15 protein-coding genes are annotated in these 20,034 nt (G+C 58.3%); 14 read left to right on the forward strand and 1 reads right to left on the reverse strand.

Features of this window, described 5'->3' with window-relative positions; genetic code table 11:
- Nucleotides 1-144 precede the first annotated feature (144 nt).
- The 9 genes from TU84_RS19645 (at nucleotide 145) to TU84_RS19685 (ending at nucleotide 11,505) form a co-directional block, all read left to right on the forward strand.
- Nucleotides 145-1,932, forward strand: a complete 1,788-nt coding sequence (locus TU84_RS19645; RefSeq protein ID WP_048372015.1) for an ABC transporter ATP-binding protein — start codon at nucleotides 145-147, stop codon at nucleotides 1,930-1,932.
- Complete coding sequence (locus TU84_RS19650; RefSeq protein ID WP_048372017.1) at nucleotides 1,926-3,692, forward strand: ABC transporter ATP-binding protein; 1,767 nt, start codon at nucleotides 1,926-1,928, stop codon at nucleotides 3,690-3,692. Before TU84_RS19645 ends, TU84_RS19650 begins: the two co-directional genes overlap by 7 nt.
- Nucleotides 3,692-4,633 carry an ABC transporter permease gene (locus tag TU84_RS19655; protein ID WP_048372020.1) on the forward strand — a complete coding sequence of 314 codons (942 nt, stop codon included), beginning with the start codon at nucleotides 3,692-3,694 and terminating at the stop codon, nucleotides 4,631-4,633. Before TU84_RS19650 ends, TU84_RS19655 begins: the two co-directional genes overlap by 1 nt.
- Nucleotides 4,630-5,580, forward strand: a complete 951-nt coding sequence (locus tag TU84_RS19660; RefSeq protein ID WP_048372022.1) for an iron chelate uptake ABC transporter family permease subunit — start codon at nucleotides 4,630-4,632, stop codon at nucleotides 5,578-5,580. Before TU84_RS19655 ends, TU84_RS19660 begins: the two co-directional genes overlap by 4 nt.
- Entirely contained in the window at nucleotides 5,577-6,338 is a 762-nt protein-coding gene (locus tag TU84_RS19665) for an iron ABC transporter ATP-binding protein (RefSeq protein WP_048372024.1), read from the forward strand. Before TU84_RS19660 ends, TU84_RS19665 begins: the two co-directional genes overlap by 4 nt.
- Before the next feature lie 14 nt (nucleotides 6,339-6,352).
- On the forward strand, nucleotides 6,353-7,345 hold the full coding sequence (locus TU84_RS19670) for a siderophore ABC transporter substrate-binding protein (RefSeq protein WP_048372026.1): 993 nt from the start codon (nucleotides 6,353-6,355) through the stop codon (nucleotides 7,343-7,345).
- 115 nt (nucleotides 7,346-7,460) lie between these two features.
- Nucleotides 7,461-9,677 (forward strand): TonB-dependent receptor, encoded by a 2,217-nt coding sequence (locus TU84_RS19675; RefSeq protein WP_048372028.1) that lies wholly within the window; start codon nucleotides 7,461-7,463, stop codon nucleotides 9,675-9,677.
- A 258-nt stretch (nucleotides 9,678-9,935) separates the two neighbouring features.
- Nucleotides 9,936-10,253: a helix-turn-helix domain-containing protein gene (locus TU84_RS19680; RefSeq protein ID WP_048372030.1), complete on the forward strand. Its 318-nt coding sequence runs from the start codon at nucleotides 9,936-9,938 to the stop codon at nucleotides 10,251-10,253.
- Nucleotides 10,246-11,505 carry a type II toxin-antitoxin system HipA family toxin gene (locus tag TU84_RS19685; protein ID WP_048372033.1) on the forward strand — a complete coding sequence of 420 codons (1,260 nt, stop codon included), beginning with the start codon at nucleotides 10,246-10,248 and terminating at the stop codon, nucleotides 11,503-11,505. Before TU84_RS19680 ends, TU84_RS19685 begins: the two co-directional genes overlap by 8 nt.
- 56 nt (nucleotides 11,506-11,561) lie before the next feature.
- On the opposite strand, the gene TU84_RS19690 is transcribed toward TU84_RS19685, so the two are convergent.
- On the reverse strand, nucleotides 11,562-12,476 hold the full coding sequence (locus TU84_RS19690; protein ID WP_048372035.1) for a LysR family transcriptional regulator: 915 nt from the start codon (nucleotides 12,474-12,476) through the stop codon (nucleotides 11,562-11,564).
- Between the two features lie 278 nt (nucleotides 12,477-12,754).
- Here TU84_RS19690 and TU84_RS19695 point away from each other — a divergent pair, with 278 nt between their 5' ends.
- The 5 genes from TU84_RS19695 to TU84_RS19715 all read left to right on the forward strand — a co-directional run bounded on the left by TU84_RS19695 (nucleotide 12,755) and on the right by TU84_RS19715 (nucleotide 20,029).
- On the forward strand, nucleotides 12,755-13,771 hold the full coding sequence (locus TU84_RS19695; RefSeq protein WP_048372037.1) for a zinc-dependent alcohol dehydrogenase family protein: 1,017 nt from the start codon (nucleotides 12,755-12,757) through the stop codon (nucleotides 13,769-13,771).
- 318 nt (nucleotides 13,772-14,089) lie between these two features.
- Complete coding sequence (locus TU84_RS19700) at nucleotides 14,090-15,532, forward strand: hypothetical protein (protein WP_048372039.1); 1,443 nt, start codon at nucleotides 14,090-14,092, stop codon at nucleotides 15,530-15,532.
- Nucleotides 15,533-15,689: 157 nt separating this feature from the next.
- Nucleotides 15,690-17,339 carry a VRR-NUC domain-containing protein gene (locus TU84_RS19705; protein ID WP_048372156.1) on the forward strand — a complete coding sequence of 550 codons (1,650 nt, stop codon included), beginning with the start codon at nucleotides 15,690-15,692 and terminating at the stop codon, nucleotides 17,337-17,339.
- Entirely contained in the window at nucleotides 17,336-19,588 is a 2,253-nt protein-coding gene (locus TU84_RS19710; protein ID WP_048372041.1) for an ATP-dependent DNA helicase, read from the forward strand. The genes TU84_RS19705 and TU84_RS19710 overlap by 4 nt, the downstream gene beginning before the upstream one ends.
- Nucleotides 19,589-19,639: 51 nt before the next feature.
- Nucleotides 19,640-20,029 carry a RidA family protein gene (locus tag TU84_RS19715; protein ID WP_048372043.1) on the forward strand — a complete coding sequence of 130 codons (390 nt, stop codon included), beginning with the start codon at nucleotides 19,640-19,642 and terminating at the stop codon, nucleotides 20,027-20,029.
- Nucleotides 20,030-20,034 lie beyond the last annotated feature (5 nt).

The raw sequence follows: 20,034 nt of genomic DNA on the forward strand, positions 1-20,034 counted from the left end.
GATTTCGCAAATTAGTTTATAGTCATGCAACTAATTAAGATTGGCGTTTACAGTGGCGTTTCTAATGCCCTGACGACGCTTGTATCCCTGCGAAGGAAAGCGCGAGCTTTCCAGCTCTCCTGAAATTCCGGACGTTTGAATTCCATGGAAACTCCTGACCCGGCCTCGGCCAAACCAAAGGTGCGTGGCCCGATCAGCCAGCTACTGAAGCCAGTTTGTGGGCGATTGATTATTGCCGCTGTGCTTGCGGCTTTAGGTGCGATGTTGACGCTGGTGCCACTGGCGGTGATTGCGCACATCGCCCGGCTTGCCCTGAGCGATGCCGACTTGGAGCAAACTCAGGTGTGGTGGGCCGTGACGGTCGGGCTGGCGAGCCTGTGTGCAGGTTTGTTGTTGATCGCCGCCTCTGAGCTGCTCGCGCATTTGGCTGACAACCGCCTCACCCATCTTTTGCGAGTGGCGATTGCGCAACGCCTGAGCCGCGTGCCGTTGGGCTGGTTCACCAGTCGGGCCTCGGGCGAGGTCAAGCAGGCGATGCAGGACGACATCAATACGCTGCACAGCCTGACGGCGCATTTCTACACGACACTGGGCCGTGCAGGCGGGGCCATTTTGATCGCGCTGATCTACCTGTTTGCGCTGGATTGGCGGCTGGCTATTGTCTCGCTTCTGCCACTTGGGGGGTTCTTCCTGTTCTTCGCCAGGGCCATGAAAGCCAGTGAAGCGAATATGCAGGCGTTCGCGGCCGGCATGGGGCGCATTGACAACGCGGTCGTGGAGTTCGTCAACGGTATTGCCGTGGTCAAATCATTTAGTGGCACCGCCAGGGCTCCCCGCAGCTACCGCGCTGCGGTGGATGCCTTCGCCGAGGCTTTTGTCGGCTTCACCCGGCCACTGGTGACGCCGATGGCCAATGCCAATGCGCTGATTGCGCCGGTCACGGTACTGGGTATGGTGCTGGTCTTTGGCACCGTATTCGTTGGCTTGGGCTGGATGGAACCTCTCGATGTGTTGCCGTTTGCCCTGGTGGCCCCGGGGCTTTGCGGCCCCTTGCTGTTGTTGCACTACATCACCCATGACCTGAATCACGCGACTGGCGCCGCCCGACGTGTGCAGACCTTGCTGGATACACCGGTGCTGGAGCAGCCAAACCCAAGCGAACAGGCATCGCCCAACGGCAACGAGATCCGCTTTGAGCGTGTGGGTTACGCCTATGACGCTGAGCGCCGTGTGCTTGCAGACGTCAACTTGACGCTGAAACCGGGCACCACCACGGCCATTGTCGGTTACTCCGGTGCGGGCAAATCGACGCTGGCGCGACTGCTGCTGCGCTTCTTTGACCCCACCGCGGGGCGCATCACGCTGGGCGGTGTGGACATTCGCCACATCGAGTCCTCCAGCCTGTACCGGCACATCGGTTTTGTCTTGCAGGAGGTGCGCCTGATCCACGCCAGCGTGCACGACAACATTGCCTTGGGCAGGCCGTCGGCCACCCGGCAAGAGGTCGAGGAGGCAGCGCGAACCGCGAATATCCACGAGCGAATCCTCGCGTTGCCACGCGGCTATGACGCCGTGATCGGCGAAGACGCACAGCTCTCTGGCGGCGAGCAGCAGCGTTTGAGCATCGCCCGCGCCGTGTTGCTTGATCCGCCCGTGTTGGTGCTCGACGAAGCCACGGCCGCCGCCGACGCCGAAAGCGAAGTGGCGATCCAGGAAGCCCTTTCACGCTTTGCCGAAGGCCGCACGCTGCTGGTGATCGCCCATCGGCTCGACACGGTGATGCATGCCGACCAGATCATCGTGCTCGACAACGGCACGGTGCATGAACAGGGCTCGCATCAGCAACTGCTGGCACGCAAGGGGCTCTATGCGCGCTTGTGGGCGCAGAGTGGTTACACGCATTCAGAACAACAGGCGGTGCCGTCATGCTAAAACCCTTTGCTCAATTATTGGGCGATGACGCGCCCGTCTTGCGACGCTACCTGTGCATGGCCGTAGCCTATGGCTTGCTCAGCGGGCTGAGCCTTATCACCCTGGTCCCCGTGTTACAGCATTTATTGGCCAACGATGTGCGGGGCGCCGGGTTATGGCTGGGCCTGACGCTGGCGGGCGTGGTGGTGTGCTGGGCCTGGCGACGCCAGGTAGACAAGGCAGGCGTGGCGGTGGGTGTGGCGATCTTGCAGGGCGCCCGGCAACGTATCGGTGATCATGTCGCGAGCCTGCCGCTGGGCTGGTTCACCGCGCAAAATACCAGTCGCCTTGGGCATGTGATTACCCACGGTGTGATGGCTGTTGCGCAATTACCGGCGCATGTCTTTACGCCGCTTATCACCGGCGCCGTCACGCCGCTGGTGATGATCGCTGCGCTGTTTGCGCTGCACTGGACGCTGGGCCTGATTGCACTGCTGGGGCTGCCGCTGCTGGTGCTCGCGCTGCGTTTAACAGGGCGGCTCGGGCGACACTCCGGCCGGGCTTACCAGCAGCACTTTGCCGATGCCAGCCAGCGCATGGTTGAGTTCGCCCAGGCACAGTCGGTGCTGCGCGCCTTTAACGGCGAAGGCGGCGGGACGCAGTTGCTGGAGCACGCCATCGACCGGCAGCGCCGCTCCGGCATGCGCCTGATCTTGCAGTCCACGCTCTCGGTGGTGCTCAACGCCTGGGTGGTACAGGTCATCTTTGCGCTACTGCTGATAGCGGCTGTGGGCTGGCTCGACGCTCAACTGGGCATTGCTCAGGACACTGGCTCGGTGATTGCTATTGTGGTCGTGCTGGTGTTGGCCAGCCGCTACATCGATCCGTTGCTCGACGTGGCCAGCTACGCCGAAACCGTGCGTGGTGCCTACGGTCAGCTTGAGCAAGTGCAAAGTATTTTTGCCGTTGCGCCATTGCATGAGCCCACTCAGCCACAGACCCCGGTAGATGCTTCGATCGAGTTGCGCGGGGTCAGCATGCGCTATGCGCCCGATCAGCCGGAAGTGTTGCACGGCGTCAGCCTGCGCATTGCGCCGGGCAGCATGACGGCACTGATTGGTCCTTCCGGCTCCGGCAAGACCACGCTGGTGCGTTTGCTCGCGCGGTTCTTCGATGCCAGCCAGGGCAGCGTACTGATTGGCGGGGTGGACGTGCGGCAGATGTCCAGCGCGCAACTGGCCAGCCAGATCAGTCAGATCTTCCAGGACACTTATCTGTTTCAGGGCAGCATTGCCGACAACATCCGTATCGGCAGACCTGCCGCCAACCTGGCCGAAATTCTAGATGCGGCGCAGCAGGCCGGGGTCAGCGAACTGATCGAGCGTTTGCCTCAGGGCATCGATACGCCGGTGGGTGAAGGCGGTGCGCAATTGTCGGGCGGTGAGCGTCAACGCATTGCGATTGCCCGGGCGCTGATCAAAAACGCCCCCATTCTGCTGGTCGATGAAGCCACTGCTGCCCTGGATGCCGAGAACCAACAGGTGATCGCCCAGACACTCGCCAGGCTGCGCGGTCGGCACACGCTGGTGGTGATCGCACACCAACTGTCCACGGTGGCCATGGCGGATCAGATTCTGGTGCTCGATAAGGGCCAATTGGTTGAGCAAGGCTCCCCGGCAGCATTGCGCGCCAGCAACGGCCGTTATGCGCAGTTTTTGCAGCAGCGCCGGGCGGCCAAGGGCTGGCGTATCGCTGTGCCCACGAACGGCGAGCAAGCCTGATGCGTGCACGATGGACTGTGCTGTTTGCCTTGCTCTGCCTGACGTCGCTGTTGGTCGGGGCGCGGCAGTTGCAGTGGTCGCAGCTGTTCTCTGCGTCGGGCGATGCCTGGCTGACGATCACGGCCAGCCGCCTGCCGCGGCTTGCCGCATTGGTGCTAACCGGGGTTGGCCTGGCGGTCTGCGGGGTGATTCTTCAACATATTGTGCGTAACAAATTCGTCGAGCCGGGCACCACGGGCGGGCTGGATGCGGCCAAGCTCGGCATCCTCGTGTCATTGGCGCTGGCGCCCGCTGCCGGGGCGCCTGCACGAATGCTGTTCGCCTTGGTGTTCTGTTTCGCTGCCGGCCTGATCTTTGTCTTGGTGATCCGCCGCATCCAGTTCAAAAGCACAGTATTGGTCCCGGTTATCGGCCTGATGTATGGCGGCGTACTGAGCGCCTTTGCCGAGTTTTATGCCTATCGTAATAACATCATGCAAAGCATGCAGGGCTGGCTGCTGGGGGATTTTTCCCGAGTGGTGCAGGGCAGCTACGAAATCATCTATTTGATCCTGCCGATTGTTGCTCTGACCTACCTGTATGCCCACCGTTTCACCGTGGTGGGCATGGGCGAAGGCATGGCCACCAGCCTGGGGCTCAACTACCCGGCAACCGTGGTGCTGGGCTTGCTGCTGGTGGCAGTCACGGTGTCTGCCACGGTGATTACGGTCGGCGCGATCCCCTTTGTCGGCCTGGTCATCCCCAATCTGGTCGCGCTGCGTTATGGCGACAACCTGGCGCGCACGCTGCCCATCGTGGCACTGGGTGGCGCGTGCTTGCTGTTGGTTTGCGACATTCTTGGGCGCCTGATTATTTACCCGTTCGAAGTGCCCATCGGTTTGACTGCGGGCAGCGTAGGCGGGGTGTTGTTCCTCGCGCTGATCATCTGGAGGCACCGATGAACCGCGTGTTGCCCCGATATGCCGTGTGGGGCGTGGTCGTTCTGTTGGCGCTGGTGTTTGTGTTCCTGCGCTCGGGCCTGGACGTTGACTATGTGATCCCCAAACGGCTCGCCCGGCTCGCCGCCATGGTGATCGGCGGGGTGGCGATTGCCTGGTCATCGATTACCTTTCAGACCATTACCGGCAACCGCATATTAACGCCAGCAATTATGGGCTACGAGGCTGTGTATCTGCTCTTGCAGGCCTTGCTGGTGTTGTTTCTCGGGACGTACAGCGCGGTTCTGCTGGGTGTGTCCGGTAACTTTTTGCTGTCCGTGCTGCTGATGCTTGCCTATTCGTGGTGCATCCATCGCGGGTTGTTCCGGGACGGCAAGAACAACGTGTATTTCCTGCTATTGGTCGGGCTGGTACTGACCATGGTGATCAGTACCTTTACCCAGTTCGTCCAGCTCAAGGTCAGCCCCGGTGAGTTCTCTGTGTTGCAGGGCTTTAGCCAGGCTTCTTTTAATCGGGCACAGCCTGCGCAGTTGCTCTTCTGCGGGGCGCTGGTGGCGGCGGTTTGCCTGGTGGGCCTGAAGGCCTTACCCACCCTGGATGTACTCGCCCTTGGGCGCGATCAGGCCATTTCGCTAGGGGTTGATTACCAGCGCAACGTGCGCCTGCACCTGGGCTTGATTGCGGCGCTGGTGGCGATTTCCACCAGCTTGCTCGGGCCCACAGCCTTTATGGGCGTATTTGTCGCAAACATCACGTATGCCCTGGCCCGTACCTTCAGGCACCGGGTCACCCTGGCGCTGGGCAGCGCGATTGCGGTCGGTATGTTTATCGCCGCCCAACTCTTGGTCGAGCATGTTTTCAACTACAAGACCACTGTCGGCATCCTCGTCAATCTGGTGTGCGGCGGGTACTTCCTGGTGTTGATGGTGCGTACCCGAGGAACCCCATGATTACTGTCCATGACATCCATAAGGCCTATGGCGCCAAGACTGTACTGAACAACGTTAATGCCTGTTTCCCGAGAGGCGGGCTGACCTCGCTGATCGGCCCAAACGGCGCTGGCAAGACCACGTTGCTGATGATGATCGCGCGGCTGATGGCGCCGGGGCGTGGCGAAGTGCGCCTCGAAGGCCGCCCGGTCACGGGCTTGCCAATCAATGAGTACGCCAAGCGGGTGGCGACGTTGCGCCAGTCGCCAGACTTCAACTTGCGCTTGACGGTGGAGGAGTTGGTCGCGTTTGGGCGCTTTCCGTTTAGCCGTGGGGCGTTGACCGCCGAAGACCGGCGGCTGATTGGCGAGGCAATCGAATTTCTGTCTCTGCAACCGTTACGTCACGCCTACCTCGACGAACTCAGCGGTGGGCAGCGGCAAATGGCCTTTTTGGCGATGACGATTGCCCAGCAGACCGACTACCTGTTGCTCGATGAGCCGCTCAACAACCTCGATATCAAGCACGCCGTGCAGATCATGCGTGCGCTGCGCCGACTCTGCGACGAGTTCGGCCGCACGGTGATTCTGGTGGTGCATGACATCAACTTTGCCGCCAGCTATTCCGATCACATCGTGGCGATGAAGGCGGGTGCGGTGCAGTGCGCCGGGAGCGTTGAACAGGTGATTACTCAAACCCGGCTCAGCGAACTGTACGGGCTGGACTTCGACATCAGCCAGGGCCCGCGCGGGCTTCTGTGCAACTACTTCAATCCCTAGAGAGAACCTTGAACATGGCGCATCACAACCAGCGTTTGTGGCCGTTGGCCCTGCTGATAGCCGCAGCTTTTGCGCTGCAGGGCTGCAACGACAAACCGGCAACACCGACCAAGGCCAGCTCTTCCGCGCAGACGGGGCAGGGCGCTTACGCACCGGTCAGCGTGCAGCATCAATTGGGCACAACGGTGATCGAGCACGCCCCGCAACGGGTGGTCGCCCTTGACATGAACGAGGTCGATTTTCTTGACCAGCTCGGCGTGCCGGTGGTGGGAATGCCAAAGGATTTTGTCCCGCATTTTCTCGCCCGCTACAAGGATGCCGCGAGTGTCGAAGACGTCGGCGCCATTGTGCAGCCCAATCTTGAGCGGGTGTATGCGGCCAAGCCGGACCTGATCCTCATCACCTCGTTACAGGCCAATCACTATCAAGAGCTGAGCGAAATGGCCCCGACGGTCCATTTCGATGTCGACTATCGCGACAGCGAAGCGCGGCATATCGACGTCATCAAGGATCACTTGCTGACCCTGGGGCAGATTTTCGACAAGCAGGCGCTGGCCCGCCAGAAGGTTGATGAGCTGGATGCCAAAGTCGAAGAGGTCAGGCATCTCACAGAAGGAAGGCCCGAAAAAGCCCTGGTGGTGCTTCACAACAATGGCGCTTTCAGTTCATTCGGCGTGCAGTCGCGCTACGGCTTTATCTTCAATGCCTTGGGGGTGAAACCCGCTAGCGCGACAGCCGAAGCGGGTCTGCATGGTCAGTCGATTTCCAGCGAATTCATTCAGCAGGCCAACCCCGACATCATTTATGTGGTGGACCGCACGGCGGTGATGGAGCGTCGCCCGGTGATGGACGCCCAAAGCATGGGCAACCCGTTGCTGCAGCAGACCAAAGCTTGGAAGAACGGCAAGGTGATTTTTGCCGATGCCCAGGCCTGGTACGTGACCGGCGCGAGTCCCACCTCGCTGAAATTGATGATTGAGGACGTTGAAAAAGGCTATCAGCGCTAAGCCGCGGCAGGCCTTGGCCAATCATTAATTGGCTATTTAACGATTCTCATTAAAAACACCCTTTTGATTTAGATAAACAACAACCAGCAACTTCCCAGTTGAATGGAGCCTTAGCGTGCGTAAAAATCACTTTTCAACCCGCATTGCGCAACCTTGCGCAGACTTTGCCTTGAGCCGCACCGCCAATGCCGTACAGCGCGTGCTATTGGGCATGACCTTGGCCGTGGCCGGCTTGCCAGCCTATGCCGACACCTTGAACACCGAAGAAAAGGCTGTCTCGACACTGCCTGAAACGAGGGTGGAGGGTGAAATGGACTTGCCTTCCGAATTGCCCCCCAGCTACGCGGGAGGGCAGGTTGCCTACGGCAGCCGGGTTGGCCTGCTGGGCAATAAAGACTTTATGGAAACGCCGTTCAGTACCGTCAGTTACACCGAAAAATACATTGCTGACCGCCAGGCGCAAAACATTACCCAAGTGATCGCCGCCACGGACCCGGCAGTGTTCAGCAACGGGTTGACCGGCACCTTCAGCGAGAACTACTCCATTCGTGGTTTTGCCAGCAACATCAGCGACGTGACCATCGGCGGGTTGTATGGCGTCGCCCCTTACTACCGGATTTCGCCGGAAATGTACGAGCGCATCGAGGTGCTCAAAGGCCCGTCCGCACTGCTCAACGGCATGCCGCCGGGAGGTTCGGTCGGAGGTGCCGTCAACCTGGTGCCCAAGCGCGCAGGCAACGAGCCGTCAACGCGCTTTACCGGCACCTATATGTCCGATGCGCAGTTTGGCGGGCACCTGGACGTGGGGCGGCGCTTTGGCGAAGACCAGCAGTTCGGCGTGCGCTTTAACGGGGTGTACCGGGATGGCGACGGCGCTGTGGATCATCAAAAATTGAAAGCCGAATTGACCTCGCTCGGTCTGGACTGGCGAGGCGCGCGCGCGCGTCTGTCGGCCGACCTGTATGAGAGTGAAGACCGTGTTCGCGGGCAGAATCGCGGTATCAACCTGGCCTCCGGAGTGTCGGTGCCCAAGCCACCCAAGTCCGATACCTTGCTCAACCCTGACTGGGCCTATGTGCAGACCAAGGATCACGGCGCCATCGTGCGCGGTGAGTACGACCTGACAGACGACCTCATGGCTTATGCGGCGTTTGGCACCAGCGAAACCCGCTACGTATACAGCGGTACCATGTTGGCCACGGTCTTTAACGAGGCGGGCGACTTCAAGACCAGCATGGGCCAACTGAAAATGGAGCTCGAAAAAACCTCAGGCGAAGCGGGCTTGAAGGGCAACTTCCAGACAGCGGCGATCAAGCACCAATGGTCGATCAACGCCACGCACTACGGCGACACCCAAAAAGACTACGGCCGCAGACAGGTGCCCGGAGCGGACTGGATCACCAACATCTACAACCCGGTCTGGGGCCCGGCAGCGGATAAAAGCTTTCCGTACATTGCCCACAGCGAAACCCGCCTGACCAGTTACGGCGTGGCAGACACCTTATCGGTGCTTGAAGACCAGGTGCAATTGACCCTGGGGGTACGTCGTCAGCAAGTCCTGACCGACACCTTCAGCGTCAGCACCGGCGCACGAACCGGCCGCTATGACGAAGCCGCCACCACACCCGCAGCGGCATTACTGATCAAGGTCACCGACAATGTCTCTGTGTATGCCAACTACATAGAAGGTCTGAGCAAAGGCGCCACCGCGCCGATGACAGCCGCGAATGCCGGGGATGTGTTCGCGCCCTACAAGTCCAAGCAAAAAGAAGTCGGCCTCAAGCTGGACTTAGGCGACTTCACTCATACCCTGAGCCTCTATGAAATCAAGCGCCCCAGCAGCTATACCGACCCGGACACCAACGTCTTCTCCTTTGGCGGCGAACAACGCAATCGCGGGATTGAATGGGGCTTCTTCGGCGCGCCGCTGAACGACGTGCGGCTTATGGGCGGCGTGGCCCATGTTGACCCCAAACTCACCAAGACTGCTGGCGGCATCAACCAGGGCAAAACAGCCACCGGCTTGCCCAAATTACAAGGCAAGCTGGGCGTGGAATGGGACACCCCGGTGATCGAAGGTCTGACCCTCACCGCCAACGCAACCTCAGTGTCCAAGCAATACATCAATGCTGACAACTCGCAATCGATCCCTGGCTACACCATCTTTGACGTTGGCACCCGCTACACCACCCACCTGGCCAGCCGCCCGATCACCTTGCGCGGCAGCGTGACCAACGTCACCAACAAGGCCTATTGGGGGACGCCACTCCTGTCCAGCCTGGGGCTGGGCGCGCCACGGACGGTGGAGCTTTCGGCTTCGGTGGATTTTTGAGCTAGTAGGGGAAAAGGTCTGGCGGCAGGGGCCGCCAGATTTTGGTTGGGGGGAGGGTCAAACCTTCATCCACGCTACGACTCATGGCGGCTTCAAGTCTGCGCATAGGCTTCAAGATATATAAATCCAATAAATTGTGGCTAAAGTCAGTAAATTGGCTTTAACTCACAAATACAGGGAATTAAGCCGTTTATAGGATTAGGTGCTAATTCGAGAGTTTTGCGAATTAACTGATATTGCACAGACTTGGTACACGCTATGTTGGATTTAAGCTTCAGCAAACCCGGCGAGATCGTTAAGCGCCTTTGCGAACGCTTGCGCACAGAGCGCCTGGCGCTGGGCATGACACAAACCGAATTGGCCGGGCGTGCCGGTATAGCTGCTAACACGGTGTCCAACCTTGAGGCCGGACGTAATGTCGGGTTCGAAAATGTGGTCCGGGTGGCGATGGCCTTGGGTCGAGCCAAGGAACTCGACAGTCTGTTCCTGCCAAAGCTGGAAAGCATTGAGGATATTCGGCGCTACGAAAGCACTGCCAATCGTCAGCGATCAAAGAGGAAATCCAGCAATGCATGAGCAGGTGAACGTCTTCTATGAGGGCTGGGGTGAACGATGGCTATGGGGCACGCTGGTCTCCACGACTGCGCTGACCGGTCGCCCGCTGATTGTATTCGAGTACAGCAACGAAGCGCGGCAAAGGCGCCTGGAACTGTCCTCCTACACACTGCCGTTAGAGGGGGCTCAGTTGCGCCGAGATTTTCCTGGCCACCAACTGCACTTGCCCGGGCCTGTTTACGACTCGCTGCCGGACGGCTGGGGGCTGTTGCTGATGGACCGCATGTTCAGACAGCGGGGGCTTACCACGGCGCGCATAGGTGCTCTGGAACGGCTGGCCTATATCGGTAGCAATGCGATGGGGGCCATGACATTTCAACCCGTCGCCCCCGAAGGGCAGGAATCTGACGTGCACGTCCCGCTGCAACAGCTTGCCGCCCAAGTGCAGGAAGTGCTTCATGGTCACGGTGGCGAGTTTTTGCAGACATTACTGCTGGTGGGCGGCTCGCCTCAAGGAGCAAGGCCTAAAGCCCTCGTTTATCGCGACCCCGAAACTGGCGGGTTTACTACGGCTGTCACGCCGGGCTTTGAAGCCTGGTTAGTCAAGTTCCCGGCAAGAGATGAGCATGTCGAGGTATGTGCTATCGAAATGGTCTACGCCGCGTGTCTGCGCAAGTGCGGCATCGACACCCCTGATACGCAGTATTTCAGCCTGCCTGACGGATTGGCGGCGTTTGCCAGCAAACGCTTTGACCGCCAAGAGGGGCTGCGCATACCTATGCAGAGTCTCGCGGCCTTTACCGGAGCCGATTACAGATCACCTGGGGTACTGGATTACGTCAACTTCTTGCGGGCAACGCAGATGTGTACCAACGACGTGCGAGAAATGGCAGTGGCCTTCGAGCGGGCCGTCTTCAATGTTGCGTTCAACAACAGAGATGACCATCCGAAGAACTTCGCCTACCTCATGTCGCAAAACGGAAAGTGGCGACTGGCGCCGGCTTATGACGTGACCTTCTGCGAAGGTCCCGGTGGGTATCACCAAATGGACGTACTGGGTGAAGCCCTGTCGATTTCTCGCGCGCAAATGCTCCGTCTCGCCGATGAAGCCGAGGTGCCTCAGGACGTTGCAGGTAGAGTGATTGACGGCATTTGTAATGTGGCGAGCCAGTTTGCAGCTATCGCTGAGGATCTCTACCCAGGGGCTATTACTCGAGACACCGTGCACACGATCCAAAGCCGCATTGAGCAAAATGTGGCGCTGCTGTCTTGAGGGGGCCGGATTTTTGTTGGAAGGCTGGGGCCTGACGAGACATTTCTTGGCTGTAGTTAAAGACTCTCCGGATCCCCAAAAAACATCTGAATCCTCGACCGCAACCACCGTTCTCCCGGGTCGTTGTCCTGTGCCCCGCGCCAGGCCATGTGCAGTTCAAAGCTTTCTATTTCAAGCGGCGGGTCTTCGGCGCGCACGCCGCCGGCGGCGGTGAGGGCTTCGGCGGTGTAGTCGGGGACCATGGCGACGATGTCGGTGCCCGCCAGCAGTGTGCTTAAACCATTGAACTGCGGCACTGCGAGTACGACGTGGCGCTTGCGTCCGGTTTTTTCGAGTTCGGTGTCGATATAGCCGCTCAAGTCGCCGGCAAATGAGACCAGTGCGTGGGGCCGCGCGCAGAAGTCGTCCAGGCTCATGGCGCCGGGCATGGTGTCGGCACGCAGTAGTTTGGATCGGCTGCGGCGCAAGACTTTGCGCTTGGCATTGGCGGGCAGGTCGGTGGTGTAGCTGACGCCAACCGATATCTCTCCCGACGCCAATAGCGGTGGCATGAGGATGTAGTTGACTCGCCGCACCACGAGGACGATGCCAGGGGCTTCAGCGCGCAAGCGCTTGAGCAGCATCGGCAGCAGGGCAAATTCAACGTCATCCGACAAGCCAATACGAAACACCGAGGTGCTGGTGGCCGGGTCGAATTCTGAAGCACGGCTGACGGCGGTGGAGATGGAGTCGAGTGCCGGTGACAGCAGCGCGAAAATCTCTATCGCCCGCGCTGTGGGCTCCATGCTGCGGCCGGTACGCACGAACAAGGGGTCGTCAAACAAATTGCGCAGGCGTGACAAGGCCGCACTGATGGCCGGTTGCCCCAGAAAAAGCTTTTCGGCGGCACGGGTCACACTGCGTTCATGCATCAGGGTTTCGAAGACGATCAGCAAGTTCAGATCGACGCGACGCAAGTCGTTACGGTTCATCTGGCGGGATTCACTGAAGGGTCAACGGAAAGTCAGGTAATGGATCTTACTGGCAAAGGTCATAAATCGTCACTCGGTAGATTGCCTTTCTTGGATTGAGGAGGCGTGTTTCAGGGCTTATAGGCGGCAATTTCAAGGTTTTTTGCGGCGCAGTTCACGGTTAAAAAACGCGCCGGATCAATGTCAGGCATGTCGACTATTAATGCTGTCTGTTAGTCTTGCGCACAAAGCCCGGATAAAGTCCCGTGGTATTAGCGATTAATAAGGCGAGGTTTGTGATGTCGCGCACGATCCGTTTTCACAAGTTTGGGCCAGCTGAGGTGCTCAAGTGCGAAGAGCACCCTGTCGCTGTGCCTGCGCATGGCGAAGTGCAGGTGCGTGTCGAGGCGATAGGTATCAGTTGGTATGACGTGCTCTGGCGCCAGAACCTGGCGCCAAGCCCGGCGCGTTTGCCGGCGGGTATCGGCCACGAAATGGCTGGCATTGTTACCGCCGTGGGTGAGGGCGTTGATGACTTGGCGGTGGGCGATAAGGTGGCGAGCTTCCCGGCTCAAAGCGCCAATGAGTTCCCCACTTACGGTGAGCAGATCGTGATGCCGCGTTCCGCGCTCACCCGTTATCCGGATATTTTGACCCCGGTGCAGGCCAGCACCCATTACACCCCGCTGTTGATAGCCTATTTCGCTTATGTCGATCTGGCGCGTATCAAGCCGGGTCAATCGGTATTGATTACCGATGCCAGCCACTGTGCCGGTCCCTCATTTGTGCAGTTGGGCAAAGCGTTGGGGGCGAAGGTCATCGCTGCGACCAAAGAAAGTGAAGAGCGCGAATACCTGCTGGGCCTGGGTGCCGATCACGTCATCGTGACCGAGGAGCAGGACCTGCTGATGCAGGTCAACAAGATTACCGACAGCCGAGGCGTGGACGCCGTATTTGATGGCCTGGGTGGTCCGCAAATGTCAGTACTGGGTGACGTGCTGGCACCTCGCGGCAGCCTGGTGCTCTACGGTCTGCAAGGTGGCAACCAGACGCGTCTGCCAGCCTGTGCCTGTTTTCAGAAGAATATTCAGTTTTTTGTGCACTGTATCGGTAACTTCACTGGCAAGCCGGAGTTGGGCATTGACCAGGACGTTGAGGCCATCCAGCGCGCCCTGCGTGAAATCAACCAGTTAACCGCCGACAGGGTGTTGCTGCCTCTGGACGTAAAAGTGTTCCCCTTCGATAAGTTCGTTGAAGCCCATCGCTACATGGACGATTGCCCATGCCGTGGACGTGTGGCACTGGAGCTGGGGTAATTTTTAAACCCACAGACTGACTGCAGTTGCAAACAGCCTGCCCTTGAACCTTGAGTTCAAGGGCATTTTTGTTGCGCATGAATAAACATGGGCCTGCTTTTGTTTATTGAATAGTGATGCTGGCAGTTTTTAATGTCGGGGATCAATTCGTTTAGATTTTTCCAAACTGGAAAAATATTCTTTTGTGTGTGTTTTATGTGTAGGTGAATTCCTATGCATATGTGGGTCGCATCTGTTATGAGGCGAACCCATTAGGTAACGGTGTGCTTGGCGCTGAGGGCTGTCGATAATACAGCGGTCGAACTGGAGGAATAGCCCATGAGCAACTTTCATGAACAAGCCATGCATTTTGTTTATCAACAAGTTCTACACCGGCTGCTGGGGTTTTTTAGTCGTCCCGAACGCATTGCGTTGCAACTGTTGGTTCAACGCATATTAGTCGCCGCAGGAGGGCTGGAACGGATTGGAAGTTATCGGGTCATGGTGGTCCATGAAGGCGGCAAAGAATGCGCTTACACCTTGGCTTTTTTACGTGCAGCCCAACTGAGTATTGCCGGTCGTACCCCCGAAACATTTACTTTGCGTATTGCCGTATTGCGTCAGCCTCGTGTCACGACCAATGTCATGGCGCGAATACAGACACAATGCAATGAGTTGTTTGTGTATGACGATCCAACAGTGGAGCTGCTGATGGTGGATGAGACGCAAGTCAGGCGGTTGGACAAACACATACCGGTAGCCTTTGAGCGCTTGGCGTCGGTCATGGATCGCACACAAATACTGATGGCAGGGCATCTCTCGGAAGCTGCGCCCCGAGCGACGTTCTTTTATGCCGATCTGCTATCACGGGCCAAGCTTTACCGGCGCGCCTGCGAATGGGGTGGGCACGTTGATGCGTTAATTGATCGCCGCCCGCCTGAACACTTGGGTGAATACACTCAATGGATACGGCAGGTAGCGCTTAAACAGGGGCATGCGGCTAATGCTCTGTATGCCCAAGACTTTGAAAGTGCAGTTAAATTATGTTCAAAACTGGATGATGACTTTAAACACTGGTTGCGTCTTCCTGTGCCGTTGAATCTGTTGGGGGCACACAGCGCAGACAGCGAAATTAATATTATCAACGTCTTTGATTGCCTCTCTTATGAAGTCGATATGCTGCATTCGCAAGTGCTGATGTTTGTAGAAGGCTCTTGGAATGTAAAGGTGTTGGATGTTGAAGAACCCCAGGCTGCTGTTGTTTTATTGTCTGCGCACATACAGGCTATTCGCGGTGTCTGTCACTGCGGGGATGAATACCATGTTGGAGTGCAAGATTTTTTGCGCAAGGCCAGCGCCGACAATCGAACTAACGAACGCTATAAAGGTCAGGTGATTAAAAAGTTGGGCAGCAGTTTTAATACGCCAAAGCGCATTGAAAGGCTACGACAAACCATTACTCACTATCTGGCCGAACTTCATGGCATGACCGATGAACATCTGATCTGCGCTCTGTATTCACCGTTTGTGGATCAGGCAAGCGGCCTCGAAGTGTTTTTACAACAACGTCATCCCGAAAAACTCCATGTACGCAATGACTTGCGACAGACCCTGATGGAGGAAAATGCCGCGTCTGAGGCTGATGTAAAGTGGCTTGAATCAGTCAGCGGGCTACCTGTGTCATCACTTCGTGTGCTGTTCGGTATGTCAAAAACAGACTTCTCAGCCGGTAAGTCCTTGATTGCCGCACTGTGGATGCATGACCCAGACAAGCAGCTCTGAGGTTCAACCGTAAATCTGAAGCCGCTGCCTGGTCCCGGGTCAGCGGCTACCACACGGGAACTTCCCGGCCGCTCATCCAATAGGGTTTGCCAGCCGGGTAGGCGAACTGCTATCTGTATGCATAACCAGTAACCTAAGCCAGTGGTTTGTTGTGCCTGTGATTTCTGATCCCCTACAAGACCCGTTTTACTACCTCAAAAACTTTCAGCATGTACTCGCCTGGGTTGCTGCCCGGTATGAGGATGTCCTGAGCCCTGAAGAACAGCAATTTATTGCCGGTTTTGGCCAGCTGCCAACGCCCTCACAAGCGCTGTGGGTGCGAATGGTAATGCGTAAAGGCGCGCATTTTCGCGCGAGCAAGCTCAGTTATGCAGAAATAGGTGATATCCGCTCTGCTGCGCAGCCTTTGGTGGAGGGCGGCTGGGTGAATGATCAGGCGCCCTTGGTACTGGCCGAGGTGTTTGAGGTCTTGACCAAGCCCGAGATCCTTGGCTGTTTCAGTGCGCACATCACCCAGCCCAAGGGTAAAAAGACCGCGTGGCTGGAGGATCTTGCAGCCGATTTCCCTCATCAACAAAGCTTCAATAAATGGCATCCCGCACTGGATGAACAGCTATACACCCTTAATTACCGGGACTTGAGCGATCGTTTGCGACTGATGTTCTTTGGCAACCTGAGCCAGGGCTGGCCGGACCTGGTACTGGCTGACCTGGGGCTGTTTAACTACGAAACAGTGGCGTTCAGCCCGGAATCACGCGCCTTGCGCTGCCGGGCTGATATTGACGGCTACCTGCACCTCTATGCCTGTCGTGAGTCGTTTGAAGCGGGCGGCGATGTGCTTGACGTACAGGGCAGGGTATTGGAATACCACAGCGACAACCGCTGGCTGCAACGCCGTCGGGCGCGTTTGTTGTTTCAAATCGGCCAGTTCCACGAGCGGGCAGGGGAGTTGCCCCAGGCTTTACGGGTCTACCGTGACAGCCAGCACCCTGAGGTGCGTTTGCGCATGGTTAGGGTGCTTGAGCTGCTGGGTGAGTTTGAGCAGGCCATGGCGTTGACCAAGCCCAATGCGGATGCGCCTTTTACCGACGCTGAGCAACAGCAATTGCTGCGCATGCTGCCCCGTTTGCGCCGCAAGCTAGGCCTGGCGGCGCTGGAGCGACCCAAGGCGCAACCGATCGAGCGCCTGGACCTGAGCCTCGATCGTGATGAACCCCTGTCGGTTGAGTTCAAAGTGGTTAACCACCTGCAAGCGCCTGAAGCTCCGGTTTACTACGTCGAAAATACTTTGATCAACGGTCTGTTCGGCTTGCTGTGCTGGCCGGCGATTTTCGCACCGCTGCCGGGTGCGTTTTTTCACCCTTATCAAAGCGGCCCGGCCGATTTGCTCGATCAAGATTTCTTTTCCAGGCGTGCAGAGTTGTTCGACGCCTGCCTGGCGCAGTTGGATAGCCTGCAATACCAACACACCATACGCGCCACCTACGCCGCCAAATTCGGCGTGCAGTCACCTTTTGTGGCCTGGGACTATGTGAGCGAAAGCCTGCTGGACGATGCCTTGCTGTGCTTGCCGCCTGAACACCTGAAAGTCTGGTTCAAGCGTTTGTTGCAAGATATCAAAACCAATCGTGCCGGCATGCCTGACCTGATTCAGTTCTGGCCAGCGCAAAAGGCTTACCGCATGATCGAAGTCAAAGGCCCCGGTGACCGCTTGCAAGACAACCAACTGCGCTGGCTCGCGCTGTGCGAGCAACATCAGATGCCGGTCACGGTGTGTTACGTGCAATGGCAGGACGCTCGCCCTTGAGTTATCGCGTGGCAGTGCGCGCCTTGTGCGAGTTCACGGCCAAGGTCGGCGATCTTGACTTGCGCTTTACCCCGTCGCCGACGGCGCAGCAGGGCATTGCCGGGCATCGTACAGTAGCCTCACGGCGCAGTGCCGGGTATCAAACCGAAGTGAGCCTTGAAGGCCAGTACCAGAGCTTGACCGTGCGCGGTCGTGCCGACGGTTATGACCCGCAGGGCAACGTACTGGAAGAGGTGAAAACCTTTCGCGGCGACTTTGCCTCGATCCCCGTCAACCACCGGCAACTACACTGGGCTCAGGCCCGGGTGTATGGCTGGTTGCTGTGTCAAAGCCTGCAACTGCCCCAGGTGAATCTGGCGCTGGTGTACTTCGATATCGTTAGCGAGAAAGAAACACGCGTCGAAGAAACCTGGAAGGCAGCCGACCTCGAACAGTTCTTTAATCAGCAATGTTCGCTGTTCCTCACGTGGGCCGAGCAGGAGATGCGCCACCGTCAGGCTCGCGATGAAGCGGCGCAGCAGTTGGCCTTCCCTCATGCGCAGTTTCGTACCGGGCAACGCAGCCTGGCCGAGGCCGTGTACAAAACAGCCAGCGGCGGCCGTTGCCTGATGGCCCAGGCGCCCACCGGCATTGGCAAAACCATTGGCACCTTGTTCCCCTTGATCAAGGCCATGCCCAAGCAACAGCTCGACACGTTGATGTTCCTGACCGCCAAGACGCCCGGCCGCAAATTGGCGCTGGAGGCTGCACAAGTGCTGTACCCGGCAGGTTCGCAGAGCCCGTTTCGCGTGCTGGAACTGGTGGCTCGGGACAAGGCCTGTGAATACCCCAAAAACGCCTGCAATGGCGATGCCTGCCCGTTGGCCAAGGGCTTTTATGATCGCCTGCCCGCTGCGCGTCAGGCGGCCGTTGCCCAGTCACCGATGGACCAGCAGACATTACGTAGCGTCGCCCTGGACCATCAGGTGTGTCCGTACTACCTGAGCCAGGAAATGGCCCGCTGGGCTGATCTGGTGATTGCCGATTACAACTACTATTTCGACTTTACGGCCTTGCTCTACGGTCTGGCCCAAGCCAATCAATGGCGGGTCGCGACGCTGGTCGACGAGGCCCATAACCTGGTGGAGCGGGCGCGGCAAATGTACAGCGCCAGCCTTGATCAACACACCCTCAACAGCGTGCGGCAGAACGCCCCGGCGCCGCTCGACAAGCCGTTCAAGCGCCTCAATCGTGAATGGAATGCGCTGCACAAGGAACAAACCGGGCCTTATCAGGTGCATCCGCAGCTGCCGGCTAAATGGCTCAGCGCGTTGTCGGGCTGCATAACGGCAATCGGTGACTACCTCAACGATCATCCGCAAGGGCTGACAGGCAACCTGCAAGCCTTCTATTTCGAAGCCTTGCAGTTCAATCGGGTCGCAGAGCTGTTTGACCAGCACTTTTTGTTCGACGTCAGCGTGCGCGATGCTGGCCGGCGGCGAGTGTCACAACTCAACCTGCGCAACATTGTCCCGGCCGGATTCATCGGCCCGCGGCTGGCCAGCGCGCAGAGCAACGTTCTGTTTTCGGCAACGCTCAGCCCGCGCCCTTATTACGCCAACCTGCTGGGGTTGCCTGCCGATACGGTCTGGATCGATGTCGAATCGCCGTTCAGTGCACAGCAACTGAAAGTGCAGGTGGTCAGCCAGATCTCGACCCGCTATGTGCACCGCGAAGCGTCCCTGGCGCCCATCGTCGAATTGATCGCGGCCCAGTTCGCGCAGCGCCCCGGCAACTATCTGGCGTTTTTCAGCAGTTTTGACTACCTGCAACAGGTTGCAGAGTTGCTCGCCGAACGCCATCCGCAGGTGCCGCAGTGGTTGCAATCACGACGCATGGACGAAGCCGCGCGCCAAGGCTTTCTTGATCAATTCACCCTGGCCAGCCAAGGTGTTGGCTTTGCCGTGCTGGGCGGTGCGTTTGGCGAGGGCATCGACTTGCCGGGGGCGCGGCTGATCGGTGCATTTGTCGCCACCCTTGGGCTGGCGCAATTGAACCCGGTCAATGAGCAAATCAAGCAGCGCATGGCCGGGCTGTTTGGCGCGGGGTATGACTACACATACCTCTATCCAGGCCTGCAAAAAGTGGTGCAGGCCGCCGGGCGCGTGATCCGTACCCAAAGCGACCAAGGCACGCTGTTCTTGATCGATGACCGCTTTGCCGAGCCCAAGGTGCAGCAACTGCTGCCCGGTTGGTGGCAATTGGGCTGATGGCGTGGCGTGTGCCACACTGCCAGCCTGTTCACTAACCGAGCCCTGCTTATGAGCATCAAACGTTACGGTACTGGCGCTGTGGGCGCCGGTGGTCAACCCTTGCCATTTGCCCGCGCTGTCGAGGCCGATGGGTGGCTGCACGTGTCGGGTCAGGTGGCCATGGAAAACGGTGAAATCATCAACGGCGGGATTGTTGAGCAAACCCACAAGACCATGCAAAACCTCATCGCGATTCTCGAAGAAGCCGGTTATGGCCTTGAAGATGTGGTGCGTGCCGGCGTCTGGCTGCAAGACCCGCGTGATTTCTGGAGTTTCAACAAGGTCTTTGCGTCGTACTTCAAAAGCGAACATGCCCCGGCCCGCGCCTGCGTTCAGGCCATGATGATGGTCGATTGCAAGGTCGAGATCGACTGCATCGCCTACAAAGCCAAGGTCTGACACAC

The organism is Pseudomonas helleri (assembly GCF_001043025.1).
Lineage (GTDB): Bacteria > Pseudomonadota > Gammaproteobacteria > Pseudomonadales > Pseudomonadaceae > Aquipseudomonas > Aquipseudomonas helleri.

Coding starts and splice junctions, on each gene's coding strand:
- TU84_RS19645 (WP_048372015.1), top strand. CDS start 145: ATGGAAACTCCTGACCCGGCCTCGGCCAAACCAAAGGTGCGTGGCCCG.
- TU84_RS19650 (WP_048372017.1), top strand. CDS start 1,926: ATGCTAAAACCCTTTGCTCAATTATTGGGCGATGACGCGCCCGTCTTG.
- TU84_RS19655 (WP_048372020.1), top strand. CDS start 3,692: ATGCGTGCACGATGGACTGTGCTGTTTGCCTTGCTCTGCCTGACGTCG.
- TU84_RS19660 (WP_048372022.1), top strand. CDS start 4,630: ATGAACCGCGTGTTGCCCCGATATGCCGTGTGGGGCGTGGTCGTTCTG.
- TU84_RS19665 (WP_048372024.1), top strand. CDS start 5,577: ATGATTACTGTCCATGACATCCATAAGGCCTATGGCGCCAAGACTGTA.
- TU84_RS19670 (WP_048372026.1), top strand. CDS start 6,353: ATGGCGCATCACAACCAGCGTTTGTGGCCGTTGGCCCTGCTGATAGCC.
- TU84_RS19680 (WP_048372030.1), top strand. CDS start 9,936: ATGTTGGATTTAAGCTTCAGCAAACCCGGCGAGATCGTTAAGCGCCTT.
- TU84_RS19685 (WP_048372033.1), top strand. CDS start 10,246: ATGCATGAGCAGGTGAACGTCTTCTATGAGGGCTGGGGTGAACGATGG.
- TU84_RS19690 (WP_048372035.1), bottom strand. CDS start 12,476: ATGAACCGTAACGACTTGCGTCGCGTCGATCTGAACTTGCTGATCGTC.
- TU84_RS19695 (WP_048372037.1), top strand. CDS start 12,755: ATGTCGCGCACGATCCGTTTTCACAAGTTTGGGCCAGCTGAGGTGCTC.
- TU84_RS19700 (WP_048372039.1), top strand. CDS start 14,090: ATGAGCAACTTTCATGAACAAGCCATGCATTTTGTTTATCAACAAGTT.
- TU84_RS19715 (WP_048372043.1), top strand. CDS start 19,640: ATGAGCATCAAACGTTACGGTACTGGCGCTGTGGGCGCCGGTGGTCAA.